Raw genomic sequence first — 15,862 nt, forward strand, 5'->3', positions numbered from 1 at the left:
TCCGTCCTCACGGACAGGCTCTTTAAATGCCTGCGGCAATGGGCCTCCGCAAATCCTTTGGCTTCCTTTGTCCCATTCGTAGCCCTCTCTTGCACAAAGCCCGTTGACTCCTTCATCGGCTTCTGCTGATAAATAGAACATAAAGTGAACATTGGAGCGTGCCATGGCTGATCGGGGAGAGCAAGGAGCCGCCGGGGCTGTCCGGCTTTTCCACGCGCCGTCCCTGGAGCGGCTGGCTGCGCAAAGGCCGGACAACGCCCGGCACCTTGCCTTCTTGCCGCCGCCGCAGACAAAAGAGGGGAACGAGCATTTTACCTTCGGCATAACCGAGATCGATCACTGTCTGGGCGGCGGCCTTGCCATGCAGGCCTTGCACGAGATCCGCTGCCGGCACGGGCGCGACATCGCCCTTGCCTGCGGTTTTGTCCTCGGCCTGCTTTCGCAGCTGGCCCGCGGGCATGACGGGCGGCGGATCATCTGGGTGGTCGATCCGGCATCGGCTGTGGATGGCGGATCGCTGTTTCCGGCCGGGCTTGCGCAATATGGCCTTGATCCCGGCTGCTTCACGCTGGTGGCACCGCGCGATCTCAAATCCGCCCTTTGGGCGGCCGACGAGGCGGCGGCCTGCCGGGATGTGGCAGCGGTCATCCTGCAGATCAAGGGCAATCCGGCCCGCTTCGGCCTGACGGAAACCCGCCGGCTGGCGGTCCGGGCGCGGGAAAACGGTGTGTTTGCCGGAATTCTGCGCTCCAGCGGCGAGGAGGAGGCAACGGCTGCCCTCACCCGCTGGCTGGTGGAGCCGCAGGCTTCATCCGCATCTGACGATCATCGAAACGGGATCGGATGCGTGCGGCACATCCTGACCCTGGAGCGCAACCGCAACGGCCAGGGGGGACAATGGCCCGTTGCATGGAACATGAAAGACAAGGTGTTTGAGTATGTCACCCCGCAACCCGCAACGAATCCTGTCCATCGCCTTCCCGCACCTGGCAACGGACCGCATCGCCCGCCAGACATGGGGACCCTTCTGGATTTCGGACGGGCGTCCTGACGGACCGCCCATCGTCGTCACGGCAATGGTCCACAATGCCATCCGCATCGTCGCCCACGAGGCGGATGCCGCACGGTTCGGCATTTTCCGCAACCAGCCGCTCGGCGATGCCCGCGCCCTGGTGCCCGGCCTCGACTGCCACGAGCACGACCCGGACGCTCTTCGGGCACTGCTGCATGCGCTGGCCGAGTGGTGTGGCCGCTATACACCTCTTGTGGCAATTGACGGCACGGGCGACGGGCTGCTGATGGACGTGACGGGCTGCTGCCATCTGTTCGGCGGCGAGGCGGCGCTGGTGGCCGATGTGTCGGCCCGGCTGACGGCACAAGGCTTCACCATAAGGCTCTGCCTTGCCGATACGGCGGGGGCAGCCTTTGCCATGGCGCGCTTCGGGACGCGGAGCGTGCTTGCGCCCGGCGAGCAGGCCGATGCGCTTCTGCCGCTGCCGGTCTCCGCCCTGCGACTTGAGGACGGGGTGGCGACCGGTCTTCGCCGCGTCGGGCTGAAGACCATCGGCTGCATTGCCGGCTTGCCGCGCGCGCCGCTTGCCGCGCGCTTCGGCCGGCCGCTACTGACACGGCTCGACCAGGCGATGGGGCAGCTGGACGAGGTGATTTCGCCGCTCCTGCCGGTGGCGGAACTGGCCGCCGAGAAACGCTTTGCCGAACCGGTCGTCTATGAGGACGACATTCTGGCAACCATCGCCCATCTCGCCGGCACCCTGGCCGAACCGCTGGAAAAGCGCGGCCTGGGGGCGCGACAATGCTGTCTTCGGCTGTTTCGGGCCGATGGCAAAGTCTCGTCGCTGAGCGTTCTGGCCTCCCAGCCGGTGCGCGATCCGGCCCGGATCCTGCGCCTGTTCAAGGACCGCATCACCGGCCTGCATGACGATCTGGATGCCGGCTTCGGCTTCGACGTCATCCGGCTGGAGATCACCCGTGCCGACCCTTTCGATGCCCGGCAGGCGGATTTCGTTGCCGGCAAGGCCTCCGGCGAAGACTATGCCGCCCTGGTCGACCGGATCGGCGCCCGTCTCGGCCCGGCCGCCATCCGCCAGTTCTCGCTGGCCGATACCCATATCCCGGAGCGCAGCTTCACCACCCATGCCGCCGTGCAGGGCCGGACTATCGAGGGTCGCGGCCGTGACGAGCCTGGTTTTGCGCCCGGCGAGGACGCGCCAAGCCCGACCCGGCCACTGATCCTGTTTAACCGGCCGGAACCGATGGAGGCCATGGCCGAAGTGCCGGACGGGCCGCCCTTGCGGTTTCGCTGGCGGCGGGCGTCCTATGAGGTGGCGCGCTCGGAAGGGCCGGAGCGGATTGCCTGCGAATGGTGGCGGGAGGGTCGCGGCGCCTATTCGCGCGACTATTTCCGCGTCGAGGATGTGCAGGGCTATCGCTTCTGGGTGTTTCGCCACGGCCTCTACGAGCGGGAAACCGCCGGGCCGAAATGGTATATGCACGGGCTCTTCGCATGAAGCCAGCCCTTCCCCCGGCCCTGTCCTATTGCGAACTGGCCGTCACCAGCAATTTCTCCTTCCTGCGCGGCGCCTCGCATCCGGAGGAACTGGTGACGCAAGCGGCCAAGATCGGGCTGTCCGGCATCGCCATTACCGACCGCAATTCGGTGGCCGGCGTGGTGCGCGGCCATATGGCGGCCAAGGAGGCGGGCTTGCGCTACCAGCCGGGATGCCGGCTGGTCTTCAGGGATGGGACGCCGGACATTCTGGTCTGGCCAGAAGACCGGACCGGCTGGGGCTACCTGTGCGAATTGCTGAGCCTTGGCAAGCGGCGGGCGCCGAAGGGCGAATGCCATCTCGCCATCGACGATCTGCTTTGTCATGGCGCGCAGTTGCAGATGGCCGTGTTGCCCGGAAGGCGGCTGGATGCGCGGCTGCCGGACGTGCTCGCCCGGCTGAAAAAGGCCTTTCCGGAAAAACTCCATCTGGCGCTCTGCCGCGATTTCGGCGCCACCGACCAGCGCCGCATGGCGCGCGTCGCAGCCCTTGCCGAGGCGACGGATGTGCCGCTCATCGCCGTCGGCGACGTGCTTTATCATCATCCCGACCGCCGGCCGCTGCAGGATGTGCTGACCTGCATCCGCGAACACGAAACCCTGGGCTCGATCGGCACGCGGCTGGAGCCCAATGCCGAGCGGCATCTGCATGCGCCCCTAGCCATGGCGCATCTGTTCAAGGGCTATGAGACGGCCCTTGCGGCCACGCAGCGGCTGTTTGATCGCCTGACCTTCTCGCTCGATGAGTTGAAGCATCAATATCCGGAGGATCCGACATTCGAGGAACTGGGCGGCACGCCGCTGCCCTCGCAGGAGGCGCTGGAGCGGCTGACGGAGATCGGGCGTGCCTGGCGCTATCCCAATGGCGCACCGGACAAGGTGGTCAAGGCCATCGCCCATGAGATGCAGCTGATCGCCAAGGTCGGCTACGCCCCCTATTTCCTCACCGTCTACGACATCGTGCGACATGCCCGATCGCGGAACATTCTCTGCCAAGGACGCGGCTCGGCGGCCAATTCGGCGATCTGCTATTGCCTCGGCATTACCTCCGTCGATCCTGAAAAGGTGGACCTGCTGTTCGAGCGCTTCATTTCCGAGGAGCGCAACGAACCGCCGGATATCGACGTGGATTTCGAGCATGAGCGGCGTGAGGAGGTGATCCAGTATATCTATGCGAAATACGGTCGAGAGCGGGCGGGGCTGGCGGCGACGGTCATCAGCTATCGTGCCCGCTCGGCGCTGCGCGACGTGGGCAAGGTGTTCGGCTATTCCGACGATACGATCATGGCGATCACCGGCACCAAATGGGGCGGCTGGTCGCGCGAGATCGATCCGGAGGATGCCAAACGGGCCGGGCTTGACCCCAGCGACAAGCGCCTCGCCCAGATGCTGGATCTGGCCAGCCAGATCATCGGTTTCCCCCGCCATCTGTCGCAGCATGTCGGCGGCTTCCTGATCACCCGCGACCGGCTGTCCTCGCTGATCCCCATCGAGAATGCCGCCATGGAGGACCGCACCATCATCGAATGGGACAAGGACGATCTGGAAAGCCTCGGGATGCTGAAGATCGACGTGCTGGCGCTCGGCATGCTGACCTGCATCCGCAAGGCCTTCGACCTGCTCGACAACCATTACGGACGGCGCGAAACACTGGCCTCGATCGAGGAAGGCGACACGCCGACCTATGACATGATCTGCCGCGCCGATACGCTCGGCGTCTTCCAGATCGAAAGCCGCGCGCAGATGTCGATGCTGCCGCGGCTGAAGCCCAGATGTTACTACGACCTGGTGATCGAGGTGGCGATCGTGCGCCCCGGGCCGATCCAGGGCAATATGGTGCATCCCTACCTGCGGCGCCGGCAGGAAAAAGAAGAAGTGACCTATCCCAAGGAAGAGCTGAAAGCCGTGCTTAAAAAAACGCTCGGCGTGCCGCTGTTCCAGGAGCAGGCGATGAACATCGCCATCGTGGCGGCCCATTTCACGCCCGGCGAGGCCGACAAGCTGCGCCGCGCCATGGCGACTTTCCGCCGGGTCGGCACGATCAGCACCTTCCAGCAGAAGATGGTCGAAGGCATGGTGGGCAACGGCTATGAGCGGGAGTTTGCCGAACATTGCTTCAAGCAGATCGAGGGCTTTGGCGAATACGGTTTCCCGGAAAGCCACGCGGCCAGCTTCGCGCTGCTGGTCTATGTGTCCTGCTGGCTGAAATGCCATTATCCCGATGTGTTCTGCGCCGCCATGCTGAACTCCCAGCCGATGGGCTTTTACGCCCCGGCGCAATTGATCCGTGATGCGCGCGAGCATGGCGTGGAGATGCGGCCGGTCGATATCAATCATTCGCAGTGGACCACGACGCTCGAAGCCGAGGCGGATCCGGTTTTCATTGCCCCGCAGCACCGGGCCATGGCCGGCATCATGAAGAACACCCATGCCGTTCGGCTCGGGCTGAAACAAGTGAAAGGTTTCAACGAGGAGGAAGCCCGCTTGCTGATCGAAAATCGCGGCTGTGGCTACGATAGCGTACGGGATCTGTGGATGCGCTCCGGCCTGTCGCGCGGCTCGATCGAGAAGCTGGCCGATGCCGATTGCTTCCGCTCCATCGGGCTCGACCGGCGCGATGCGCTATGGGCGGTCAAGGCACTCGATCCGTTGAGCAGCGCCGAGCGCCTGCCGCTCTTTGCCATCGTCGACCAGGCCAATCTGCAGAAGGAAGCTGATATCCACCTGCCGCCCATGCCGCTGGGCGAGCAGGTGATCAACGACTACCGGTCGCTGGCCTTTTCGCTTAAGGCCCATCCCATGCATTTCCTGCGCCGCAAGCTGCAGTCCATGGGGCATATCCGCAATGTCGACCTGCAGGCCCTATCGTCCGGCCGGACGGTCACCGTGGCCGGTCTCGTCCTGGTGCGCCAGCGACCGGGTTCGGCCAAGGGCGTGGTGTTTGAAACCATCGAGGACGAAAGCGGCATTGCCAACATCATCGTCTGGCCGAAAGTGTTCGAGACCTATCGCATGGTGGTGCTCGGCAGCCGCTGCGTCAGCGTACGCGGCCGGGTTCAAAACGCGGACGGCGTCATTCATGTGGTCGCCCAGCACATGCAGGACCTGACGCCGCTAATGGCGCAGATTGCCGAAATGGCCCCACATATGGGCGGGCTTGCCAATGCCGACGAGGTGCGCCGGCCCGTGCGGGAGGATATCCGCGGCCACCGCCATTCCCCATCCCGCAGCCTGCCATTGCCCGGCCCTTCCACGGACGAGGGAAAGCCGGCCTCAACGCTTCACAGGCAGACGGTGCAGGCTTTGCCCAAAGGACGTAACTTTCAATAGATTTCGCCGGGCGCTTTCTTGCTGCGGCCATCCCGTCATGCTGTGGCTTGATTATATATAGCAATTAACATATGTATTTGATGTCGCGACCGAGGGACCCGATGCCCCCATGAAAAGGATGAAAGCCTTGCATATCCGACCCGTTACCCAGAGTTACCATGTCTGCGGACAGCTGAAGCCCACCGATATGGCCGAGGTCGCCAAGGCCGGCTATGCTGCGGTCATCTGCATGCGCCCCGACGGCGAAGGCTGGGGCCAGCCGAAATTCGACACCATCGCGGCGGCTGCCAAATCCAGCAATATTGCCGTCCATTATCTGCCGGTTTCCCCCGGTTCGATGCCGATGGAACAGGCCAGCCGATTGAATGCTCTCTTGAAAGACACAAGCGGACCCATCCTTGCCTTTTGCGCATCCGGCGCGCGCGCAACGGGGCTCTACCAGATGGCCCAGCAGCTCGGCCTGTAAGGATTTTCGGTCCTCACCTCCCCACCGCAACGGATCGCGCAGCAAAGCCTCGCTCCAGTTTTAGAGGCTAGACACGGCAGGCGCCAGCATTGCCCCGCCTCCTGGGAAGAGGGGCGGACAATCGACGGCGCATTCCATTCCGGTGGCGGGCTCTGCCTCCGGACACGATCTTTGCGAGGCCGACCATGCCGAAACTCACCGTCTGCATTCCCGTCACGCCGGGCATGCCAGCACCGACCTACCTGGCACAACGGCTTCTGGCAAAGCCCGATGCCAGCGTCGAGGTGATTGTCGCCCCTTACGGCAACACATGCGATGATGCCGAGGAACTCCGCGCGCTGGCGAACGAGGATAAACGTCTCAAGATCCTGCCGCCGGCGCCCGAAAACATCTCGGCAGCCCAGCTGTGGCTCGGCACGGCGGCGGCGGCCACCGGCGACTGGATCACCCTCCTTCATCCGCTCGACATGCTGGAGCCGGATTTTCCCAGTCTTCTCGTGCATCTGGACAAGACCCAGCCGAACATCGATGCGCTTGGCTGGAACGCCTTCCAGATCAACCCGGCCGCGCCGCGCCATATCAACACCACCGTCGCCGTTCCCGTGCTTCACAACGTCTCGGAAATCAACAAGACCAAACTGCTGGAGGCCTATTTCCAATGGTCCGGCAGCCAGCAGGTTCCCCGCATGCCCTTCGGTCTCTATCATGGCGCGATCAAGCGCAGCCTTCTGGAGACCATCCTCTCGACATCCGGGCCGATGAGCTGGCTGACACCCGTCCCGCAATACGAATGGGCGGCCAAAGTCCTGATCTTTGCCAATAGCATGGGCCTTTCCAACCGGCCGCTTTCGGCCGTCAGCACGACGCCCTTCAAATCCGGCTCCACCCGCTCAGCGCTTGAGGGCTTCCCATTCCACGCGGGTCTCGGGCTGACGGCTGCCATTGCCGAAGTCCAGGCCCGGGTGCTGGCCGAACTCGGCAGCACCTGGAGCGGCTTCAACGAGCATTTCATCCGCGCCTGCATGTATGATTGCGTGCTGGAACACCAGAGTTCCGCCTTCGAGCCCAAATGCCAAGCCTATTTTACCGCCATCCTGCAGATGCCGGGCGGACAGCAGCTCGTCCAGGACTTCAAGCCGCAATTCATGCCGCAGATGCCGGACGATCCGCGCCGCGGTCTGCACGGCAAGACGCTGCTGATCGATCGCTTCATCGGCAATGCGGTGACGGCGCAGGAGTTTTTCAACGTGGTCCGATCGATGATCGCGCCCGTGCCGATCATGACCGGCCAGCTCGAACTGCTGGCCGAAGAGGCGACGGCGGGAATGGGTTGCGCGGCATGAACGAACGGATCCTCTATACCAAGCCTTCCATCACGGCACTGGAAACCGAATACGCCACCGATGCCGCCGCCAATGGCTGGGGCAGCCAGTGCTATGATTATATCATCCGTTTTGAAAAGATGTTCCAGGAACATCTCGGCGTCGACCATGCCATCGCCACATCGAGTTGCACCGGCGCCATGCATATGGGGCTTGCGGCCCTCGGCATCGGTTCCGGCGATGAGGTGATCCTGGCCGACACCAACTGGATCGCCACCGCGGCGCCGATCGTCCACCTGCATGCCAAACCTGTCTTCGTCGATATCGACCCGCTCTCGTGGTGCATCGATCCGCAGGCCGCCGAACGGGCCATCACGCCGAAGACAAAGGCCATCGTCGCCACCCATCTCTACGGCAATCTGGCAGACATGGACGCGCTTCTGGCGATCGGCGAACGGCATGGGATAGCCATCATCGAGGACAGCGCCGAGGCCATCGGCTCGGTCTGGCGCGGGCGCCGGGCCGGATCGATGGGACGGTTCGGAACGTTTTCCTTCCATGGCACCAAGACCATCACCACCGGTGAAGGCGGCATGTTCGTGACGAGCGACAAGGAGCTTTACGAAAAGGTCCTGACGCTCAGCAATCATGGCCGCGCGCGGGCCCAGAAGAAGCAGTTCTGGCCGGACGCCGTCGGCTACAAATACAAAATGTCGAACATCCAGGCCGCTCTCGGCTGCGCGCAGATGGTGCGCATCGAAGAGCTGACGGCCCGAAAGCGCGAGATCTTCAGCATCTACCGCGGCCTGCTCGGCGGTATTCCAGGGGTGTCGCTCAATCCGGAACCGGCCGGTGCCGTCAATGGCGCCTGGATGCCGACCGCGGTCCTCGACCGGCAGCTGGGCCTTGGCCGCGAAGACATGATCGCCGCTTTTGCCGAGGCGAATGTCGACGCGCGCGTGTTCTTTCATCCGCTGTCGAGCCTGCCGATGTTTGAACCGGTGGCCGGCAACGTCAACGCCTACGACATTCCGGAACGGGCGATCAACCTGCCGAGCTATCACGACATGACGGACGAGCAGATTGCCCGGGTTGCCCATGTCATCATCGATCTGGTCAAACGCGCCCACAACCGCATGACCGCCTCCGATACAGTCCATCACTCTCCCGCATTGCAGATGCATCGCTGAACAGAAGGCTGACCGAGCCCATGACCCACAAAGACGACCGCCAGGAATTCGAGGACCACAAGAAGGCGATGAGCCTTGCGCTCGGTCGCGACAGCGAAGCCTTCAACGAGGCACTGGAACTGCTCCTGACCCTCAACAAGTACGATTATTCCTATCTCTGGTCCTGGATGGGCGTGCCGATCATCCAGATGCCTGCCGATGTCATGGCGACGCAGGAAGTGATCTGGAACACCAAGCCCGACATCATCATTGAAACCGGTGTCGCCCGCGGCGGCTCGGTGATCTTCATGGCGTCGCTGCTGGCGGCCATGGGCAATGACGCCGGCAAGGTGATCGGCGTCGATCTCGACATCCGCGCCCATAATCGCGAGACGATCGAAAACCATGTCATGGCCAAGCGCATCACGCTGATCGAAGGTGGTTCAGTGGACGACGACGTGCTGGCCAAGGTCAAGGCAGAGATCCCGCCGGGCGCCCGCGTCATGGTGGTGCTCGACAGCGATCATTCCTACGAGCATGTGCTGGCCGAGTGCCGGGCCTACGGCCCGCTTGTCACCGAAGGTTGCTATCTTGTGGTGGCCGATACGCTCATCGGACATCTGACCGAAGAACTCGCCTTGAAGCGCTCGCAGGTCTGGTACAAAGGCAACGAGCCGCTGCATGCGGTCAATGTCTACCTCGAAGAAAACGACCGTTTCGAAATGGACGCCGTCTTGAACGGCAAGCTGGTGCTTGCCTCCTCGCCGAACGGCTATTGCCGCTGCATCAAGGCCTGAACAGCCTCGCTCAAGTCGAAAATGGCATTGTTCTTGGCGAATCAAGTGAGGTTCGATCGGAGCGGGCGCGAACGCTGCGCCTGACCGGCGAAAATCTCATCCGTTTGGGGAGACGAAGACATGGTGCAGGCCGGAAACCTCGTGAATACTGATGCGGCAGAACAATTCGCCAGCAAGGGTTATACCATGCTGCCGCAGTTCTATGACGCTGCAACCGATGTGGAGCCGATCCAGGAAGGCATCCGGGTCATCATCGAGCTGCTCTGCCGCAAATATGCCGTGGACGCCGCGACCGACACGAGCTGGGACGCCATGACCAAGGCCTATCCGGCCCTGATTGCCAAGAACCGCGCCTGGGGTGGTGAAGTCTATGACGCGGTGAAGCAGATTCCTGCCTTCATGCAGCTTGTCACCAAGGCCAAAAATACGGAGGTGTTCGAGGCACTTCGCCCCGGATCCATTCCGGGCATCGCCGCCGGCGGTTACGGCATTCGCATCGACAATCCGGGCGAGGAAAAGTTCCGGGCCCATTGGCACCAGGAATTCCCCGGCCAGCTGCGCAGCCTTGACGGCATCGTCTTCTGGACGCCGCTGCTGCCGGTTACCCGCGACATGGGACCGGTACAGATCGCCGAAGGCTCCCACGCCGAGGGCATCATTCCGGTCTATCGCAACGACGCCGGCATCGGCAAGACGGGCGCCTATGCCCTGTTCATGGACAATGAGGAACAGCGCCTGGCGCGCTATCCGACCGTCGCCCCCCTGCCCGTTCCCGGCGATCTGATCCTGATGGACTTCCTGACCATGCACCAGGGCGGCCACAACGTCTCGAAGATTCCACGCTGGAGCATCCAGTTCCGCTACTTCAACTTCGTCGAGCCGATCGGCGTGCGGATCGGCTGGTGCGGATCGTTCGCGGCCGGCGTGGATTTCAGCAAGGTACTGCCCGAACTCGTCACGGACGCGGAGACCGCAGCATGATCTCCTGTCGCGTTTGCGGTTCGGCGATTGCCGCGCCGTCCTACCAGGCATCAGCCCCGGCACTCACCTCGATGATGGCGTTTATCGACATTCCGACGCTCGCCTATGTCTGTGATGACTGCGGCCATGCGCAATGCGGCGACCTGCCCGATATCGACAGCTTCTACGACACGACCTACCGGATTTCCCTGGAATCGGACGATCACGACCAGATCTTCGCCGTGGACGCCAAGGGACAGCCCATCTTCCGCACCGATCATCAGGCGGCTGTCGGCCTGCATCTGCTGGATCTGCCGCAGGGTGCTTCGATCCTCGATTATGGCGCTGCCAAGGCCGACACGTTGCGCAAGATGCTGAAGGCGCGGCCGGATCTACGGCCGCATGTCTTCGATGTCAGCAGCGACTACAAGCGTGCCTGGGCAAGCTGGGTCGCCGAGGAGGACCAGGCCACCTATCAGGTACCCGCCGCCTGGGCTGGACGCTTCCAGGCGATCATCAGTCATTTCGTCATCGAACACGTCGAGGCACCGGTCGAATTCCTGAAGACGCTGCGGGACCTGCTGGCTCCGGGTGGCCGCGTGCTGCTGTCGATGCCCAATGTCGTTGCCAATCCCGGCGACATGACGGTGGCCGACCATCTCAATCATTTCAGCGAGGCCTCCCTCAAGCATGCCTTCGCGCTGTCCGGTTTCGTGCTGGAAACCATCGACAGCACCGCTTTTCCCGGCGCCTTCTTCGCGGTGGCGGCACGATCCGAAGCCCCGGTGGCCATCGATTCCGATGCGACCGAGGTTGCGGCAGCGGCCGCCGCCGCCAAGCAGATCTGCGCCTTCTGGGAACAGGCCACCGCCCGGCTGGACGGTTCCGCCAAGCGGTTTGCCGGTCGCAATGCGGCGATCTACGGTTCTGGCTTCTACGGCAGCTGGATCCACAGCCGCGTTGCCGGCGACGTGAATCTCGCCGCCTTTCTCGACCAGAACCCGAAACTGCAGGGCTCCTCACATTTCGGCCGGCCGGTCATGCCGCCGGCGGCCATGCCCAGCGAAACGGATGTGATCTTCGTCGGGCTGAACCCGCTCAAGGCACGAGATATCATCGCCAGCCAGCCAGCTCTCAACCGGCCTGGGCTGGACCTGGTGTGGATCGACGAATGAACGTCAAAGGCCAGCCTGGTGAAAGCTATCACCTGTAGGGCTGGTGAACAGCGACGATCAACCCCGTTCGAATGGACCATGAGCCTCAATATCGTCATTTCGCAGTCGATGTATTTCCCCTGGGTGGGAATGCTGGAGCAAATCCGGCTTGCGGATGTGTTTGTCCACTACGATGATGTCCAGTATTCGCGCGGCAGCTTCACCAATCGGGTGCAGGTCAAAGGGCCGAAAGGCGTGAGCTGGTTGACGCTACCGCTTCGGGATTTTCACTTCGGCCAGCGGATCGACGAGGTCATGCTCGACGACCGCACAGACTGGCGCGCCAAGCATCGCGACATCCTGCGGCAGAACTATCTGAAGGCGCCGTTCCGCGAGGAGATGCTAAGCCTTGTCGATCGCGTCTTTGCCCATGATCTCGTAACCGTGGCCGACGTCTCCCGCCAGTCGATGCTCGAATTGGCCACCTATTTCAAGCTGCACCGTGCCCGCTTCGTCTTCTCATCGGATCTGCCGATCGACGGGGCGAGCAGCGAGCGGGTCTGCGACATCGTCGAGCATCTGGGCGGAACCAACTACATCACCGGCCACGGTGCGCGCAATTATCTGAACCATGGGCTTTTCGAAAGCAAAGGCATTTCGGTCGCCTACATGGACTATCAGCGCACGCCCTATCCGCAATTGCATGGGGACTTCACCCCTTATGTCACCGCGCTCGACCTTGTCGCCAATTGTGGCACTGACGGCGCGGTGATGATTCACTCGGGCACCCTCGACTGGAAGGAATTTGCCGCATGAACGCAGTCAATCTGGACGCCGTCACCTCGGAGTATCGGCCGAATGGCGCAACGGCAATCGAGAACGATCTGATCCTGAACTGGTATCCCGAACGCATCATCGAGCGTTTCGGCACCTGCCAGTCGATCCTCGAACTCGGCATCGGCCATGGCTACACGCCGGGTATCTTCAACGCCGTTTGCGAACGCCACGTCATCATCGAGGGCTCGCAGGTGGTGATCGATCTGTTCAGGGAGAAGAGCCCCGACTTCTCCGGCGACGTGGTCTTTGCCTATTTCGAGGACTTCGACACGGACGAACGCTTCGATGCCATCGTGATGGGTTTCGTGCTCGAGCATGTCGAGGATCCGGGCGTGTTGCTGGCCCGTTTCAAGCGCTTCCTGAAGCCCGGCGGCAAACTCTATATCGCCGTGCCCAATGCCAAGTCCATGAACCGGCGCCTTGGCTTCGAACTCGGCAAGATCGCCAATATCTACGACCTCAACGCCAATGACCATGCGCTCGGCCATCGCCGGCAATACTGCCGCGACACGTTGCGCGCCGACATCGAGCAACATGGCTACAGGATCACCCATGAGGAAGGCATCTACCTGAAGCCTCTTCCGCTCGGAGTGCTGCAGACGCTTCCCGACTTCCAGGAAAACCTTCAAGCGATGCTAAGGGTCGGCATCGACTTCCCGGATCTGTGCGTGGCGCTGCTGGTCGAAGCCGAAGCGGCATGAAAACCGCGGCCGTCATCGGCGCGGGTTCCATGCTCGGGCGCCAGTTGATCCAGCGACTGCATGAGCTCGGCGTGGAGACGCTCACCGTGGGTCGCGGACCGGGCGATGATATCCGTTTCGACCTGCTCGACACAACGGTTGCCGTTCCGGGTAACCTTGGCGCCGATGTGGTCTTTCATTGCGCGGCTGGATTTGCCGGGGACAGCGACGAAGGCCTACGCGAGAATTTTGCGCTCAACGCTGCAAGCGCCATTGCCGCCGGCGACCTGGTTCGGCAGCTCGGCGCATCCGTTCTCGTCTATGCCGGCTCGGCCTCCTCCGATCCGGCCCTCGACTCCGCTCATTTTACCTCCTATGGCCTGACCAAAGCGATTGCCGAGCAGTTGCTCCAGTGGACCATGAAAAGACAGGGCGGACGCTTCTGCAGCCTACGCTTCACGCAGCTCTACGACACCGACGGGCGATGCTGCCATCACCAGCCCTGGTTCGGCCGGATCATTGCCTATGCTTCCAGAGGGCTCGACATGCGCATGCCGCCCTCTCTTGGGGTACGCAACCTGCTGCATGTCCAGGATGCCGCCGATCTTATGATCCGCAGCGCGCAGGCTGAGATCCGCGGAGACCTGCCGATCACCCATCCGCAGTCCCTCACCTGGCAGCAGGTGGCGGATATCGCCTATGACGTCTTCGGACTTGGAGGACGCCAGGTGGATGCACCGGAGAAATCCCCGTTCCGCCCCGTGCATTTCGCCGATGGCAGACCGGCGTTCGACCTGCTTGGCCTGTCGCCCACGATCGGCATGCGCGATGGGATCAAGATGATCAAATCGGCCGGCACGGCACCGGCCTTTGGCCCCATGGACATCACATGACGACATCAGAGACGCTACCCGTCCCCATCACCGTCGTCGTCACGGCCGTCGGCGCGATTATCGGTCAGGGGATCGCCGCCTCTTTGCGCAAGGCAGGCCTTCCCGTCCGCATCATCGGCGTCGACCGCGACCCGAACGGCATCGGCCGGCACTTCTGCGATGCCTTCTTCGCCAAGCCGCACTGCGACGAAGACAGCCTGGACTATCTCGACTTCTGGACATCGCTGTTGGAGAATGAAGCGGTCGATCTCGTCCTGCCGGGGCTGGAGCTTGACGTGCTGTTCTTCAACCGCAACCGTTCAGTCTTTGCAGAAGTCCGAAGCCGAATCGTCCTCAACGATGCCGAGCTGATCGAGCTGGCGCAGGACAAATGGATTTTCGCCGAGGCGCTCAAGACCCACGGACTGCCTGTAATCCCCGGATGCCTGGCTGCCACCTGGGACGAGTGCGTGGCTGAACTCGGCGCGCCGCCCTTGCTGCTGAAGCCGCGCCAGGGCAATGGCTCGCGCGGTATCGCCGTGCTGCGGGACGCAGATGATTTCGCCTATTGGAGCCGCCGAAGCAAGGACGCCTTTCTGATCCAGAAATTCGTCGGCAGCGACGATCAGGAATTCACGGTCGGCGCCTTCGGTCTCGGTGATGGAACAGCCCTGCCGCCCATCATTTTCCGGCGAAAGCTGTCGGTGGCCGGCAATACGCAATATGCCGAAGTGGTCGATCACCCGGTGCTGGCCGCGACGGTTGAACAATTGGCAGCAATCTTCAAGCCGGTCGGCCCGACCAATTACCAGTTCCGCATGGCCGGCGACGTGCCCTATCTTCTGGAAATCAATCCGCGGTTTTCGAGCAGCACCTCGCTGCGGGCCGCTTTCGGCTATAATGAAGCAGCCCTTGCCGTGCAGTTCTACCTGACGGGCGAAGAGCCGGAGGCTCCGACGATCACGCGCGGCCGCGGCTGGCGATATTACGAAGACCTGGTCGTCAGATGATCGCGATCATTTCCGACATTCATGGCAACCTGCCCGCCCTCACCGCCGTTCTGGAACGGATCGACGCGCTGGGTTGCCGCCAGATCCTGTCGCTCGGAGATGTCGTCGGCTATTACGCGCAGCCTGGCGAATGCGTCGATGTGCTGCGCGATCGCGGCATCGTCAACATCCTCGGCAATCACGACCACTATATCGTCAGCGGCGAAGGATGCCCGCGCTCCAGGCTGGTCTCGGAGATCACCGACTACCAGCGCGGCATAATCTCGCCCGAACAGGTCGAATGGCTGTCGACGTCCAGATCCCATATCGTTGATGGCACGGATTATTTCGTGCATGGTGGTTTGGACGACCCGATCGACCAATATCTTTACGCCATTGCCGACGCGCATTTTCCGGCTGGCATGCGGCGATTGTTTGCCGGACATACCCATGTCCAGGCCGTGCTTGACGTAAATGGCAAGACATTCTGCAATCCCGGCGCGGTCGGCCAACCCCGCGACGGCGACCCGCGCGCTGCCTTTGCTACCCTGTCCGGCGACCGGATCGATCTGCACCGCGTCGGCTACGACATCGATCAGACGGCCTTCCACATGCGCAATGCCGGCTTTCCGGCAAAATGCTACGAGAACCTCTATATCGGCGCCCAGATCGGCGGGCGGATCGACAGGATCACGCTCGCCTGAGCTCAAGCAGGGTCAA

General features: G+C 62.6%; 14 protein-coding genes. All 14 read left to right on the forward strand.

From position 1 onward, the window contains the following. Window positions 1-163: 163 nt before the first annotated feature. The 14 genes from HFC70_RS00835 to HFC70_RS00900 all read left to right on the forward strand — a co-directional run bounded on the left by HFC70_RS00835 (window position 164) and on the right by HFC70_RS00900 (window position 15,846). Entirely contained in the window at window positions 164-1,051 is an 888-nt protein-coding gene (locus tag HFC70_RS00835) for an ImuA family protein (protein WP_168471298.1), read from the forward strand. After that, a complete protein-coding gene (locus HFC70_RS00840; protein ID WP_168471299.1) occupies window positions 939-2,528 on the forward strand; it encodes a DNA polymerase Y family protein in 1,590 nt (529 codons plus the stop codon). Before HFC70_RS00835 ends, HFC70_RS00840 begins: the two co-directional genes overlap by 113 nt. Beyond that, the gene (locus HFC70_RS00845) at window positions 2,525-5,896 is read left to right on the forward strand and encodes an error-prone DNA polymerase (protein WP_168471300.1); all 3,372 of its coding nucleotides are present in this window, start codon (window positions 2,525-2,527) and stop codon (window positions 5,894-5,896) included. Before HFC70_RS00840 ends, HFC70_RS00845 begins: the two co-directional genes overlap by 4 nt. A 127-nt stretch (window positions 5,897-6,023) precedes the next feature. After that, window positions 6,024-6,362 carry a sulfur transferase domain-containing protein gene (locus tag HFC70_RS00850; RefSeq protein ID WP_168471301.1) on the forward strand — a complete coding sequence of 113 codons (339 nt, stop codon included), beginning with the start codon at window positions 6,024-6,026 and terminating at the stop codon, window positions 6,360-6,362. 185 nt (window positions 6,363-6,547) lie between these two features. Beyond that, window positions 6,548-7,705 (forward strand): glycosyltransferase family 2 protein, encoded by a 1,158-nt coding sequence (locus HFC70_RS00855; protein ID WP_168471302.1) that lies wholly within the window; start codon window positions 6,548-6,550, stop codon window positions 7,703-7,705. Further along, window positions 7,702-8,874, forward strand: coding sequence for a DegT/DnrJ/EryC1/StrS family aminotransferase (locus HFC70_RS00860; protein WP_168471303.1), 1,173 nt, complete (start codon window positions 7,702-7,704; stop codon window positions 8,872-8,874). The genes HFC70_RS00855 and HFC70_RS00860 overlap by 4 nt, the downstream gene beginning before the upstream one ends. A 20-nt stretch (window positions 8,875-8,894) precedes the next feature. Beyond that, window positions 8,895-9,650 (forward strand): cephalosporin hydroxylase family protein, encoded by a 756-nt coding sequence (locus HFC70_RS00865; RefSeq protein ID WP_168471304.1) that lies wholly within the window; start codon window positions 8,895-8,897, stop codon window positions 9,648-9,650. 120 nt (window positions 9,651-9,770) lie between these two features. After that, complete coding sequence (locus HFC70_RS00870; protein ID WP_168471305.1) at window positions 9,771-10,631, forward strand: phytanoyl-CoA dioxygenase family protein; 861 nt, start codon at window positions 9,771-9,773, stop codon at window positions 10,629-10,631. After that, a complete protein-coding gene (locus HFC70_RS00875) occupies window positions 10,628-11,785 on the forward strand; it encodes a class I SAM-dependent methyltransferase (protein ID WP_168471306.1) in 1,158 nt (385 codons plus the stop codon). The genes HFC70_RS00870 and HFC70_RS00875 overlap by 4 nt, the downstream gene beginning before the upstream one ends. A 78-nt stretch (window positions 11,786-11,863) precedes the next feature. Further along, the gene (locus HFC70_RS00880; protein WP_168471307.1) at window positions 11,864-12,580 is read left to right on the forward strand and encodes a WbqC family protein; all 717 of its coding nucleotides are present in this window, start codon (window positions 11,864-11,866) and stop codon (window positions 12,578-12,580) included. Beyond that, window positions 12,577-13,302, forward strand: coding sequence for a bifunctional 2-polyprenyl-6-hydroxyphenol methylase/3-demethylubiquinol 3-O-methyltransferase UbiG (locus HFC70_RS00885; RefSeq protein WP_168471308.1), 726 nt, complete (start codon window positions 12,577-12,579; stop codon window positions 13,300-13,302). The genes HFC70_RS00880 and HFC70_RS00885 overlap by 4 nt, the downstream gene beginning before the upstream one ends. After that, a complete protein-coding gene (locus tag HFC70_RS00890; RefSeq protein WP_168471309.1) occupies window positions 13,299-14,174 on the forward strand; it encodes an NAD(P)-dependent oxidoreductase in 876 nt (291 codons plus the stop codon). The genes HFC70_RS00885 and HFC70_RS00890 overlap by 4 nt, the downstream gene beginning before the upstream one ends. Continuing rightward, the gene (locus HFC70_RS00895) at window positions 14,171-15,163 is read left to right on the forward strand and encodes an ATP-grasp domain-containing protein (RefSeq protein ID WP_168471310.1); all 993 of its coding nucleotides are present in this window, start codon (window positions 14,171-14,173) and stop codon (window positions 15,161-15,163) included. The genes HFC70_RS00890 and HFC70_RS00895 overlap by 4 nt, the downstream gene beginning before the upstream one ends. Further along, window positions 15,160-15,846, forward strand: a complete 687-nt coding sequence (locus tag HFC70_RS00900) for a metallophosphoesterase (RefSeq protein ID WP_168471311.1) — start codon at window positions 15,160-15,162, stop codon at window positions 15,844-15,846. The genes HFC70_RS00895 and HFC70_RS00900 overlap by 4 nt, the downstream gene beginning before the upstream one ends. The last annotated feature ends 16 nt before the right edge of the window (window positions 15,847-15,862 follow it).

Source organism: Agrobacterium sp. a22-2, from assembly GCF_012276985.1.
Lineage (GTDB): Bacteria > Pseudomonadota > Alphaproteobacteria > Rhizobiales > Rhizobiaceae > Allorhizobium.